The sequence below is a fragment of the Marinobacter sp. DSM 26671 genome, assembly GCF_900112835.1.
Lineage (GTDB): Bacteria > Pseudomonadota > Gammaproteobacteria > Pseudomonadales > Oleiphilaceae > Marinobacter > Marinobacter flavimaris.
In genome coordinates this window covers 110,425-122,821 of the sequence record NZ_FONF01000002.1, presented here as the reverse complement: position 1 = coordinate 122,821, position 12,397 = coordinate 110,425, and the positions used below count along the sequence as shown (strand labels likewise).

At 56.6% G+C, this 12,397-nt stretch carries 14 protein-coding genes; 8 read left to right on the top strand and 6 right to left on the bottom strand.

The window, feature by feature from the left end; translation table 11 throughout:
• Positions 1-3: 3 nt before the first annotated feature.
• Positions 4-1,806: an ABC transporter ATP-binding protein gene (locus BM035_RS02680; RefSeq protein ID WP_092030234.1), complete on the bottom strand. Its 1,803-nt coding sequence runs from the start codon at positions 1,804-1,806 to the stop codon at positions 4-6.
• Positions 1,807-1,908: 102 nt separating this feature from the next.
• On the bottom strand, positions 1,909-2,361 hold the full coding sequence (locus tag BM035_RS02675; protein WP_092030233.1) for a YaiI/YqxD family protein: 453 nt from the start codon (positions 2,359-2,361) through the stop codon (positions 1,909-1,911).
• Positions 2,362-2,644: 283 nt separating this feature from the next.
• On the opposite strand from BM035_RS02675, the gene BM035_RS02670 reads away from it, so the two are divergent.
• Together BM035_RS02670 and BM035_RS02665 are read left to right on the top strand one after the other, a co-directional pair.
• The gene (locus BM035_RS02670; protein WP_092030231.1) at positions 2,645-3,217 is read left to right on the top strand and encodes a histidine phosphatase family protein; all 573 of its coding nucleotides are present in this window, start codon (positions 2,645-2,647) and stop codon (positions 3,215-3,217) included.
• A 40-nt stretch (positions 3,218-3,257) separates the two neighbouring features.
• Entirely contained in the window at positions 3,258-3,596 is a 339-nt protein-coding gene (locus BM035_RS02665; RefSeq protein WP_092030229.1) for a zinc ribbon domain-containing protein YjdM, read from the top strand.
• 3 nt (positions 3,597-3,599) lie between these two features.
• On the opposite strand, the gene BM035_RS02660 is transcribed toward BM035_RS02665, so the two are convergent.
• Positions 3,600-4,319: a tellurite resistance TerB family protein gene (locus BM035_RS02660; protein ID WP_092030228.1), complete on the bottom strand. Its 720-nt coding sequence runs from the start codon at positions 4,317-4,319 to the stop codon at positions 3,600-3,602.
• A gap of 226 nt (positions 4,320-4,545) precedes the next feature.
• Here BM035_RS02660 and BM035_RS02655 point away from each other — a divergent pair, with 226 nt between their 5' ends.
• Both BM035_RS02655 and BM035_RS02650 read left to right on the top strand, forming a co-directional pair.
• Positions 4,546-6,822: a putative bifunctional diguanylate cyclase/phosphodiesterase gene (locus BM035_RS02655; protein WP_092030226.1), complete on the top strand. Its 2,277-nt coding sequence runs from the start codon at positions 4,546-4,548 to the stop codon at positions 6,820-6,822.
• 95 nt (positions 6,823-6,917) lie between these two features.
• Complete coding sequence (locus BM035_RS02650; protein WP_092030225.1) at positions 6,918-7,427, top strand: copper chaperone PCu(A)C; 510 nt, start codon at positions 6,918-6,920, stop codon at positions 7,425-7,427.
• A gap of 40 nt (positions 7,428-7,467) precedes the next feature.
• Here the strand turns inward: BM035_RS02650 and BM035_RS02645 are convergent, their stop codons facing one another.
• Entirely contained in the window at positions 7,468-7,644 is a 177-nt protein-coding gene (locus BM035_RS02645) for a DUF2897 family protein (protein WP_075267673.1), read from the bottom strand.
• 64 nt (positions 7,645-7,708) lie between these two features.
• Positions 7,709-8,539 (bottom strand): M90 family metallopeptidase, encoded by an 831-nt coding sequence (locus BM035_RS02640; protein WP_092030223.1) that lies wholly within the window; start codon positions 8,537-8,539, stop codon positions 7,709-7,711.
• 146 nt (positions 8,540-8,685) lie between these two features.
• On the opposite strand from BM035_RS02640, the gene BM035_RS02635 reads away from it, so the two are divergent.
• The 4 genes from BM035_RS02635 (at position 8,686) to BM035_RS02620 (ending at position 11,486) form a co-directional block, all read left to right on the top strand.
• Positions 8,686-9,357, top strand: coding sequence for an SDR family oxidoreductase (locus BM035_RS02635; RefSeq protein ID WP_092030222.1), 672 nt, complete (start codon positions 8,686-8,688; stop codon positions 9,355-9,357).
• A gap of 93 nt (positions 9,358-9,450) precedes the next feature.
• On the top strand, positions 9,451-10,512 hold the full coding sequence (locus BM035_RS02630) for a GGDEF domain-containing protein (RefSeq protein WP_041645020.1): 1,062 nt from the start codon (positions 9,451-9,453) through the stop codon (positions 10,510-10,512).
• A gap of 22 nt (positions 10,513-10,534) precedes the next feature.
• A complete protein-coding gene (locus BM035_RS02625) occupies positions 10,535-10,990 on the top strand; it encodes a CopD family protein (protein WP_092030220.1) in 456 nt (151 codons plus the stop codon).
• 25 nt (positions 10,991-11,015) lie between these two features.
• The gene (locus BM035_RS02620; protein WP_092030219.1) at positions 11,016-11,486 is read left to right on the top strand and encodes a MaoC family dehydratase; all 471 of its coding nucleotides are present in this window, start codon (positions 11,016-11,018) and stop codon (positions 11,484-11,486) included.
• Between the two features lie 18 nt (positions 11,487-11,504).
• On the opposite strand, the gene BM035_RS02615 is transcribed toward BM035_RS02620, so the two are convergent.
• Positions 11,505-12,359 (bottom strand): PA4780 family RIO1-like protein kinase, encoded by an 855-nt coding sequence (locus BM035_RS02615; RefSeq protein WP_053114677.1) that lies wholly within the window; start codon positions 12,357-12,359, stop codon positions 11,505-11,507.
• Positions 12,360-12,397: the final 38 nt, after the last annotated feature.

The window sequence follows — 12,397 nt, the reverse complement described above, 5'->3', positions numbered from 1 at the left end:
GCGTTAAATGGCTGCCTGTATTTGCCCGGTCTGCACACGCCATTGGTTGGCATAAGCGCCGTCCTGGTCCAGCAGCTCCCGGTGAGTTCCCTGTTCCAGCACTTTGCCGCCTTCGATGACCGCGATGGAGTCGGCATCAACGATGGTGGAGAGCCGATGGGCAATCATGATCACGGTCCGGTTATGGCCGATACGCTTCAGTGACCGCTGGATGGCGGCTTCTGTTTCGTTGTCCACCGCGCTGGTGGCTTCATCAAGCACCAGTATCGGCGGATTTTTCAGCAGTGCACGGGCGAGGGACAGTCGCTGGCGCTGTCCCCCGGACAGACGAACGCCCCGTTCGCCCACCGGTGTGTTCATGCCCTCGGGCAGCGCTTCAATAAACGACCAGGCTTCCGCGGTTTTCGCTGCATCTATGATCTCGGTATCGGACGCCGCCGGATTTCCATAGGCAAGGTTTTCCCGAATGGTGCCCTCGAACAGGTAAACATCCTGACTCACCAGCCCAATTGCGCCGCGCAGGGATTGCAGGCTGAGATCCCGAATGGGTTGTCCATCGATTCGGATTTGGCCGTTGCTCGGATCGTAGAACCGCAGCAACAACTTGATCAGAGTGGATTTGCCGGAACCGGTTGCGCCGACCAGCGCAAGGGTATTGCCAGCTGGCACGGTCAGGCTGATATCCCGGATTCCTGCGCCGCTGGAGGGATAGTGAAAGCTTACTTTGTCCAGCTCAACATCGCCTTTCACCGGCTCTGCCAGTGCCTTGCCACCCTCGTCTCGCACGTGCACGGGCTCGGCCAGAAGGTCCAGAATCCGACGGGTGCTTGCCATGGCCCGTTCGAACAGATCAATCACTTCGGCAAGCCCGGTCAGGGGCCACAGCAAGCGCTGGGTAAGAAAGACCAGAACGCCATAGGCACCCACGTTCAGGTTTCCTTCAAGGGCCATCATGCCCCCCACCGTGAAGGTGGCCAGGAAGCCGGCCAGAATGGCCATCCGGATCACCGGAATAAACGCAGAGCTGATGCGGATGGCCCGGCGGTTGGCCTCCACGTAGGCTTCGCTGCTTTCTTTCAGACGCTTTGCCTCTCGCTGTTCAGCGGTAAAGCTCTTGATGGTGGCGATGCCGCCCAGATTGTTGGCCAGCCGGCTGGACAGGTCACCAACTTTTTCACGAACGTCGGCGTAGAGCGGCCCCGCTTTGCGCTGGAAGTAGAAGGCGCCCCAGATAATCAGGGGAATGGGGGTGAATGCGAGCAGGGCAATGAGCGGCGAGAGCACGAAGAATACGGCGCCGACGGCAACCACGGTCACCAGCACCTGAATCATGGCGTTGGCGCCGCCGTCGAGGAAGCGCTCGAGCTGGTTGACGTCGTCGTTCATGGTGGCCACCAGCTGGCCGGAGCTGCGAGCCTCGAAGAAACTCATGTCGAGGCGCTGGGCATGTTCGTAGGCATCCTGTCGGAGGTCCGACTGCAAACGCTGGGCTAGGTTGCGCCACAGGATCTGGAACAGGTATTCGAACAGGGATTCGCCGGCCCAGATAAAAAAGGTGAGTACGGCCAGAATGGTGATCTGTTCCTGGGCGGTTTCAAAACCGAGGCCAGCCACAAAGCTCTCTTCCTGGTTGACGACCACATCAATGGCGACACCGATCAGGATTTCCGGGGCAATATCAAAGAGTTTGTTGATGATCGAGCAGGTGGTGGCAGCGATGATCTGTCGGCGATATCCCCGGGCGTATCTCAGCAGGCGGGCCAGGGCAGCAAAGCTGCTGGTGGTTTGGTGGCTGTGTGAGGACATACTCCGCTTCTCTCCCTTGAATCAGGCAGGCCCGCGTTGAGCCTGAAAATAATAAGGCGGGAAGGGTAGCGGATCTGCCCAGGCTTTAAAATAGAATCATTATCAACTGCGTTTGTTTCTTTGCAGCCAACGGTCAAGCTTGTCGGCAAATTCCTTGCGGTCGGTCTGGCTGAAAGGGGCGGGGCCTTCGGTGACCTGGCCGGCATTGCGCATTTCTTCCATAAAGTTGCGCATGGCAAGGCGCTGGCGAATATTCTCTTTGGTGAAGGCCTGGCCGCGGGGATTGAAGACGTCGGCGTCTTTTTCAATGGCTTCGGCGGCCAGGGGAATGTCCTGCGTGATCACGAGATCGCCTTCGTGCATCTGGTCCATGATTTCGTTGTCGGCCACATCAAAGCCCTGGGGGACCTGTCGGCGCTTGATGTAAGGGCTCGGTGGCAGGGTGATGGCGTGGTTGGCGATGAAGGTGGTGTCGATTTGCCAGCGGGTGGCGGCGCGGCAGAGGATTTCCCGGATTGGAACGGGGCAGGCGTCGGCGTCGACCCAGATTGGCATGATGGTTCCTTCTGTTTGCGTGGTTCTGTGCAGAGTTTACCTTTTGTTGATATGAGCCTGATAGATATTGCTCGCGTATCTCTTGCAAGGCTGCGGACATTGGTGCTGGAGGCATTGGGAGCCCCCTTCCAAAAACCGCTACGAGCACGTCCATGTGCGCTTGTTTCAGGCCATCCCTGGCCTTCAACATTTTTGGAAGGGGGCTCCCAATGCCTCTATCAGGCATCGTCCGTTCATCCGCGAATTCTAAAGCGCGCTTGGATCTTTTTTGGAGGTAGCAACTATGCGTGGTCGATTTCTCTTAACCGTTTTTCTGGCTGTGGCTCTGTGTTTCAACGTTTCCGCTGCTGAGAATAACGAAGAAGCCTGGGATGCCCTGCGAGAGGGACGGGCAGTTTTGATGCTGCGTCACGCATTGGCGCCTGGAACCGGTGATCCTGGCAACTTTGATATCAACGATTGCAGCACCCAGCGGAATCTGAACGACGTCGGTCGTGAGCAGGCGCGGGCGTGGAAGCCGTTTCTGGCGGACCATGGTATTACGGACGCGCGGGTGTTCAGCAGTCAGTGGTGCCGTTGCATGGATACCGCAACCGGGATGGACATGGGGAAGGTAACGGAGTGGCCGTCGCTGAATTCTTTCTTTCGCAACCGTGGCGATGGTCCGGCGCAGACGCGGCAGACGATTGCTCTGGTGAATGAGTTGGAGGACGGGGCACCGGTGATCATGGTGTCGCATCAGGTGAACATTACGGGCCTGACCGGGATTTTCCCTTCGTCGAACGAGGGCGCGATTATCGCCCTGCCTCTTTCGGAAGATCCGACGGTGCTGGCGAGGGTCTCGCCCGGGCGTTGATGGTATAATCCTGCGCCCATTCAATTAACAGGAAATGATAATGTCGCAGCTTCCGCCATGCCCGCAGTGCAGTTCCGAGTACACCTATGAGGACGGCGTTCAACTGGTTTGTCCCGAATGCGGGCATGAGTGGTCTGAGGCGGAGGCTGCGGCGGCTGACGCCGCGAAGATGATTCGCGACGCCAACGGCAATGAGCTTCAGGATGGTGATACGGTTACGGTCATTAAGGATCTGAAGATAAAGGGCTCCAGTTCCGTGGTTAAAGTTGGCACCAAGGTGAAGAATATCCGCCTGGTAGACGGCGATCATGATATCGACTGCAAGATCGACGGTATTGGTGCCATGAAACTGAAATCGGAGTTCGTCAAGAAAGCCTGACGACTACCCTGCTGTTGCACTCTGGATCTGTTGTTCCAGTTCCCTGGCAAGACCCGGGTCGAGCTGGAGGGCGCTGGCGAGTTGATCCAGCCAGGCCCGCTCCATGGGGTTCTGTTCGTCGATCATGACCGCACTGACGATGTAGATTTCCCGGCTGGCCTGGGGTGAGTCGGCATTGCGTGCCAGGGCAGTGGCGTCCAGAGGGGCGTCGAACTGCTGCTGAATCCAGGCGTGAAGTTCGTCATCTGGCCCCAGTTTTTCAATCTCCTGGGTAAGCAGCGCGCGTTCGTTGGCGTCTATGTGGCCGTCAGCGCGGGCTGCCATGATCATGGCCTGGAGTATTTCAAGTCCCCGTTGTTCCTGCGCCTGGCCCTGCAGTTGCTCCAGTGGCTGGCCCTGCTGTGCCAATGCCGGTTTCGCCGGGCTCTGACTGTTGGTCTGATAGTTCTGATAGGCTTTCCAGGCCAGGACACCCACGCCTGCCAGGGCACCGTATTTGAGGGCTTTGCCGCCCATCTTTCGGCCGCGCTTGGAACCCAGCATCATGCCGAGGGCTCCGCCGCCCAGCAGGCTCTTTACGTCGATGCCTGAACCGGATCCCTGGCTGCCCTTGAGTTGACTGCCAAGGCTGTTCATCATTTTGTTGACGTCCATGCCACTACCCTGGGACTGGCCACCCTGAGCCTGCTTCATTACCTGGTTCAGTACAGACATCACGTTCATAAACACACTCCTGTAAGATCGACTGCCGTTCAGCTTTTCAGAATAGTACACCCGATACCCTGATCGGTGATGGACGCGGAATTACTCTGTTGTCACGAATCGACGCATTTAGTTCCATGGGAATTAACAGCCTACAAATTATCGGTAAATAGTAATGCGCTTTTCAGGCTCTCCCGTATACTGACGCAAAGCCGTTGTTCAACCTCCCGAATTTCTGGAACTGCTTTTGGCAATTCTCAAACGCAATCTTTGGACACTCTTCGCTCTTATCCTCCTCGGTGGTGTGTTGCTCCTCAGTGCCATTCTGTTCTTTCGTTGGCAGGGCCTTATTTCGGACGAGAAGCTTTACCAGACCGCCCGTGTCGAGCTGGTTGCTCAGTCTGTCGACAGTATCCTGCGAACCCAGGAGCTGGTTCTCGATGTAATTGGCCGCGAGTTGCTCAATCAGGACAACCTCCTGTCAGGCAGTCGACAGATCCCCTTGCTCGACAGCATCCTCGCCGCCAACCCCATGCTCGTGGGCTTTGGGTTGGCCAGGCCGGACGGCACGCTGGTTCGTGTCAGCACCAACCTCGATCTGTCGACTCTTCCAAATCTGAGAACCGATCCCGAGACCCGTGACAGTTTCCTGGGAGCACTGTCTTCCGATGCGATGGTCGTGGGCCGGACCTATTTCGTAGACGCCCTGGGCGCGTGGGTTATACCGATCCGAAAAGCGATACGTTCCCCGAGTGGGGAAGTCGTTGCAGTCATGACAGCCGGCATGCGGCTTGATGGCAGTGGTTCGGTTTTCGGCAAGACACTGCATGACGGCGACTCTGACACCGTAATGTTGTTCCGGGAAACCGATGGCTATGTTCAGTTCATGTCGGCTGACGGCATTGGCCCGCAACAGTATTCGCAAATCCGGGTGCCGATGGACCAGAGGGAGATAAATCGGGCAGCGTTTGAAAAGGAGCTCGGCAAGAGCGTAGAGGAGGTCATGCAGGGCAGTGATTCAGTGGTTATCCGAACCCGACGCCAGGGTGAAGATTATCTGACGGCTGCTGTCTTCAACGCCCGTTACCAGTTGTGGTCCATCTCGGAAACCCGGTTCGCTCCGCTTTACCGGGAATTTCTCCAATCCCTGTTGCAGTATCTGCTGACTTTCCTGGTTTTCGGGATTGTTTTCTACAAGGGGTTCCGGATTATCGACAACGCCGAGAAGAAGCGGCGTCTGGAGCTTTCTTACCTCTCACGGCACGATGATTTGACCGGGCTGTTGAATCGCAATGGGCTGCTGGACCGCCTCGACAACCTGGTTCCGGATAGAAAACCGTTCTGCCTCATTGTGATCAACATTGATAACTTTAAAGGCATCAATGACCGGTTTGGGCTGGAGACCGGCGATGAAACCCTTCTGGAATTCGGTCGTCGGCTCGCCGAACTGGTTGAAAGCCGGGACGATCTTGCCCGGCTCGGTGGCGACGAGTACGCCATTGTGACCCCGAACACCAATCTCGACGATGTTGAAAAAGCCTGTGTGTCGCTGGCCGGCAACCTGTCCCGCACCTTCGAGGTGGGCCGACTGAGGTTGCAGGTAACGGCGAGTATTGGTGTGGCCTGCTTTCCGAATGACGGAGATTCCCTCAGCAAGCTGATTCGAAGTGCCCATCTTGCGCTGTACGAGGCGAAACAGAGCCGGAACGACGTCTGCATTTACCGCAGCGAGATGGAAATGGCCTATCTTCGCAGGCTGTCGGTCGAGCAGCGTCTCAGGTATGGCCTGGCATCGGGCTCACTGTACATGGTCTACCAGCCTCAGGTAGATCAGACCGGAAAAGCGGTCGGGCTGGAAGCGCTTGTTCGCTGGCAGGATGAGGAACTCGGCTTTGTTTCGCCCGCGGAATTTGTCGAGGTCGCTGAAAAAAGCGGGCTGATGGTTCCGCTCGGGCGCTTTGTGCTTGAAACCAGTATCCGGGAATACAGCCTGTTTCGTAACGAGGTCGGCGGTTTCGTGGACCTGTCTATCAACATTTCTGTTATCCAGTTTCGCCAGCCAGACTTTGTTGAAACAGTGCTTGAGGTTCTGGCAATGCACCGTGTGTCGCCTGGAGAGCTGGTTCTTGAGATCACCGAGAGCCTGTTCATGAGTGACTTTGAGAGAGTGCTGAAAACGATCGAACGATTGCGAGAGAAAGGGATACGGATCTCGATGGACGATTTCGGAACGGGTTACTCCTCGCTCAGTCTTTTGCGTAAGCTGCCGCTTGACGAGTTGAAAATCGACAAGAGCTTTGTCGACACCATTCTGGAAGACGAAAAAGCCGCGAACATGATCCGGAGTATTATTGCCATTGCCCGGAGCCATAACATGGAGCTGGTTGCCGAGGGTGTTGAAGAGGAGGCCCAGGCCAGCGCCCCGGTCGAGATGGGCTGTCGACGTTTTCAGGGTTATTACTTCAGTCGTCCGGAGACCCTGGACAGACTGAAAGCGAACCCGGCTCTCGCCATCGGGCATTGACCCGGTCTGCGACCATTCGTCGCACTGAAAAGCTTGGATCCGGGGCCTACCCTTTCTATCCTTTGGTTTTGAACCATCGACAAGGAACACTGGACATGAAGTATTGCCTGAGCGTGTTTGTGCTGGCACTGGCCCTGGTTGCCCCGACAGCATTTGCCCATGATTACAGCCATGGCCCGGTCACGGTCGATCATCCCTGGAGTCGGCCTACACCGCCTGGCACGCCCATGGGCGTGGGTTACATGAGTATCTCCAACAGCGGCAGCGGTGATATTACCCTGGTTGGGGCCGCAACCCCGAGGGCAGGTAACGTATCGATCCATGAGACCAGCATGCACGATGGTGTAATGCGAATGGCACCGGTCAAGGGCGGGCTCGCCATACCGGCAGGTACCACCGTGGAGTTGAAGCCCCACAGCTTTCACCTGATGCTGGAGAAACTGAAAAGTCCGTTGCGCGAGGGTGAGAGCATTCCCTTGACCCTGACTTTTGAGGGTGCCGACGAAATGCAGGTTGAGCTGAATGTCGAGTCGCTGGATGGCGAGATGATGAAAAGCGAGAGCATGGATCACTCGGGCAAAAGTATGGACCACAGCGGACACTGATCGAACCTGCCCGGGGCAGTCTTTGCGGCTGCCCCCAAACCTACCACTCTCTGTCTTCGGCGCTCTCCTCGGCCTCGATCTCCGCCTTCCGGGCCTGGATTTTCTTCATCTTTTCATCGGAGATTTTCATGCTGTGGGCATTGTCACGCAGTATCATCAGGCTGCCCACGATCAAGGCAAGGGCAACAACTATGAATATCCATCCTATGGCTGGCATGTAAACCTCCACCAACTGATCCGCTTTCCTACATAGTGGACCACGCATTGATTTGCCACAACTGTCATGCATCCTCCCAGAAAGCCGTTGGATCGAGCCGGTAATACCCTTGCAGGGCCTTGTAGACCTCGGGCTGTTCTCGCTTGAGATGGCGCGGCTGCTGGAAAAATGCCTCGGTCAGCACTGCGAAAAATTCTGCCGGTTCGGTAGCGCCGTATGGATCAAGCCAGGATCTATGGTGGTGCCGGAGGGAATGCCTGAGGTCTTCGTAGGCCGTCGTCATGGAACTTTGCCAGTGCCGGGCCTGCTCTCCACTCAGCGGCGGTGCCCCGTCTGCGGTGCCGTCCAGGTAGTCCAGCTGGTGTGCAAACTCATGGAGCATGACGTTATGGCCGCTGTGCGGGTTCCGGGCGGCCTCCTGACATTCTCGCCAGGCCAGCACCACCTGGCCCCTGCTTGAGGCCTCGCCGGCCCGTATTTCATTACTTTCGCTGACAATCATGCCATCGCTTTCAATGTCTCTGACGTGATAGGCATCGGGATAGACCAGAATGCTGCTTACCTCGTCAAAATCTGAATAGGGGCGGGCAAGAACCAGCAAACAGGCGTGGCCGGCAATGGTCACTCTCACCGCGTCGTCCACCTCAAAGCCGTCACAGCCATAGAATTCCTTCTCGGAGAGAAAAAGCTGGACCCGTTGCTCCAAGGTTTGCTTGAGGGCTTCAGGAAGCCGTCGGTAAAGCGGCACGTTCGCATCAAGATGCTCGCGCCAGGATGTTGGAAAGGGGGCTCTCAGTTCCCGTTCCCTCCGCAAGGCGCGGTAGAAGAAGAGGTAGAATACGGTTGCTGCGATCAGGGTCACTGCGAAGACTGCGAAAACAAGTGCTGCTGACATGCTGCTCCCGGCGACCATTGATTGAATTACCCCGTATCTTACAGAAAAATTGGATCTGCACGCAGTCAGGGCCCGTATTGCTGGTTGTTCTACATTGCAGGGGATGTGAAGCTGCATGAACCGTATTGATCGTTGAGGAGGCTGATATGTCCGATAATTCCACTGTTGTAATCACCGGGGCAAACCGGGGCATTGGTCTGGAGCTCGCCCGGCTCTATGCAGGCCGCAGCTGCTCGGTAATCGGCGTGTGCCGGGAGGCCTCGCCGGAGCTGGAAGAGGTTGCGGCGAGGATCATCGACAGTGTCGACGTGACGACCAATGAGGGTGTGGCAAGGCTCGTGGCCGGTCTTGAGGGCCAGTCCATTGATCTGCTGATCAACAATGCCGGTCTGCTGCAGGACGAGAAACTGGGCAGTATCGATTTTGATTCCATCCGTACGCAGATGGAAATCAACGCCTACGCTCCACTGAAAATCGCTGAAGCCCTGTTTGAAAAAATCCCCTCCGGAGGCAAAATCGCCAACATCACCAGCCGCATGGGCTCTATCGCCGACAACGACTCTGGCGGCCGCTATGGGTACCGTGCTTCAAAGGCGGCGTTGAATGCCTTTGGCAAGTCCCTCGCGATGGATCTGAAACCGAGGGGTATCGCGGTGGCCCAGCTGCACCCGGGTTATGTTCAGACCCGAATGGTGAATTTTGGTGGGTTGATTACTCCGGAAGAATCGGCAAAAGGCCTGGCAGAGCGGATTGATGGCCTCACCTTGGAGAATACCGGGTCGTTCTGGCACAGCAACGGCGACGAGCTGCCGTGGTGATCCTGAAAACATTTTCATTTGTTTGCATTGGAGTGAGGCAGGATTCTGTTTTAACGAGTACTCTTGTTACCTAAAAAAGGAATTCTGCTGTCGATGAAAAGTGCGAGTGCTCCAATGAATTATGAGCCTGAGCGGGAACGCAGGCCCCAGTTCTGGCGTTTGGCCATGCGATGTGCCCAGATCGCCGGGACTGTAGATGTCATCTTTTTCTTTCTTTTTCATGCATTGGGTTCGCCGGTTCTGGCATGGATCAACGTGGTTAGCGTGGCCATGTATGCCGGCGCCTACTACGCACTCAAATACCATAAAAACAAGATTGCGGTCGTACTGATCTGGGCAGAAGTGCTCGGGCACGCCGGCCTCGGTACCGTTCTTATCGGCTGGGAGAGCGGTTTCCATTATTACCTTCTTATGTTCATACCGGCGATCTGCGTTTCCGCGTCCCGAAGATGGGCGGTTTATGCGCTACTCACTCTCTGGGGATACTACGTCGCGCTCGATGCCTTGATGTGGTACATCGAACCGTTGCAGCCAATTCCGCAGACAGCCCTGAACATAGTCCATCTGTTCAATCTGAGCGTGGTCTTTGCAATGTTCAGTTACCTGGCTTCCTATTACCTCAGCATGGTTGTTTCGGCACAGCGCAAGCTTCGCGAAATGGCAACAACGGACTCATTAACCGGGCTTTTCAATCGCCGTCATATGACCTACCTGGCTGAAAAAGAGGTATCGCGGTTCCGGCGCAGCGGACACCCGGTCGGTTTCCTCCTGCTGGATGTCGATCATTTCAAGTCGATCAATGATGCCTTCGGACATGAAGCCGGTGACAGGGTACTCGGCTGTGTTGCCGATGTGATCCGGGAAGAATTAAGGGCTCAGGATCTGATAGGTCGATGGGGTGGTGAGGAGTTTCTGGTCATTCTTCCGGATACGAATGCTGATAAAGCGCAAGCAAGCGCGGAGCGGATACGAAAGGCGTTTTTGGCAAGGGACTGGCGCGCAGTTATCGGCGGTGATATCGATGTTACGATCAGCATCGGGGTAAGTGAGCTGCGAACTGGCGAAGACCTGAGTGCCGCGGTCAGCAGGGCTGATGAAGCTCTTTACCGCGGTAAAACGGGCGGCCGTAACCGGGTAGAACTGGAAACCATCTGAAGCCAAAGCAAGGGGTAGGTTTATGAGTCTGGCAATTGCACTGCATGTTCTGTCCGCGGTTATCTGGGTTGGCGGTATGTTCTTCGCCTACATGGCGATGCGTCCGGCCGTGGTTGAGGTGGTAGAGGCCTCCCAGCGTGGCCATCTTTGGTCGAAGACGCTTGAACGGTTCTTCCGCTGGGTCTGGCTCGCGGTTGTGCTGCTCCTGGTTACCGGCTACTGGATGATTTTCAGTGTGTTTGGCGGTATGGCCGGTGCTGGCTGGCACATTCATGCCATGCAGACGCTCGGGCTGGTGATGATGCTGCTTTACTTTCACGTGTATTTTGCGCCTTTCCGACGGCTCAAGCAGGCGGTTGCAGACAAGGATCCGCAGGCTGGTGGTGTTCAGGTGGGAAAGATTCGCCGTCTGGTCGGTATCAATCTGATTCTCGGCCTGATTGTGGTCGCCATAGGGTCTGGCGGTCGGTACCTGTAAGGCTGAGCGATCGGGGACCGATACCATGTCTGATATTCGAAAGAGAGCCATTGCAGGCCTGAAAGCCGGCGATTCGTTTACCCTGGTGCGTACGTTCACCGAGGATGAGACTCTGTCCTTTGGGGAAATCAGCCGCGATCAGAATCCGGTTCACTACAGCGATGAGTTTGCCCAGGCCAAGAACCTGCAGGGAAAGATCTGCCATGGCTTGCTGGTTGGCGGGATGATCACGGAAGTGGGTGGGCAGATTGGCTGGCTGGCGTCCGGGATGAATTTTCGCTTCCGCCGGCCAGTGTATTTCGGTGATACCGTCACCTGTGTATTCACCATCACCGAAGTGGATGCAAGGAATCGGGCCCGGGCCGAAGCGGTGCTCTCGAATCAGCATGGTGAGCCGGTTATCGAAGCCACGCTAACGGGTGTTCTACCCGGGCCGAAGGAACAGCAGTTGATGTCAGCAATGATCAGCGAAGAGAGAACCACGTCTGCCGGCTGACCAGCACCGGCTAAGGCGTCAGTCCTCCTCGGCGTCCCTCATCCGTTCCTGTCGCTCCCACTCTTCCTCTTTTGCCGCATCGATGATTTCCATCAGTTCGTCGACGTTGGCAGCGGTGTCATCGTGCTGGAAGCAGCCCGTGAGCTTGCTGTCCGGGTGCAGGTCGCCTGACTCGTAGAGCGCCCAGATCTCCTTGCCATAATCGGTGTTCAGCAGTTCCGGCGCGAAGCGTCCGAAATAGCGGCGCATATTGTCGACGTCGCGCTCCAACATGCGTTCCGCGTTGTTATTGCCGGACGCATTGACGGCCTGGGGAAGATCAATAATGACAGGACCGCGGGCATCGACCAGCACGTTGAATTCCGACAGATCCCCATGGATCAGACCGGCGCTCAACATACGGACAACCTCTCGGATGACCTGGCCGTGGAAGTCGCGGGCCTGTTCCGGGGACAGGGTGACATCATCCAGCCTGGGCGCGGCCTTGCCATCTTCATCCGCCACCAGCTCCATCAGCAGTACACCGTCCACGAAGCCCAGAGGTTCGGGAACCCGGACACCGGCGGCGGCAAGCCGGTAGAGGGCATCCACCTCGGCGTTGAGCCAGGCATCTTCCTGTTCCTTCTGGCCGTACTTTGTCTTCTTGCTCATGGCCCGGGCTCGACGACTGTTCCGGACCTTTCGTCCTTCCTGGTATTCCACCGCCTGCTTGAAACTCCGCTTTGTCGCTTCCTTGAAGACCTTGGCACAGCGCGTCTGGTCTCCGCAGCGCACAACATAAACCTGGGCTTCCTTGCCGCTCATGAGCTGGTAGAGCACTTCGTCCACCATGCCGTCATCGACAAGTGGTTGTAATCTTTTTGGTACTTTCATAAAACCTTTCAGGCTGACAGTGAGTCGGGCAGCCACGT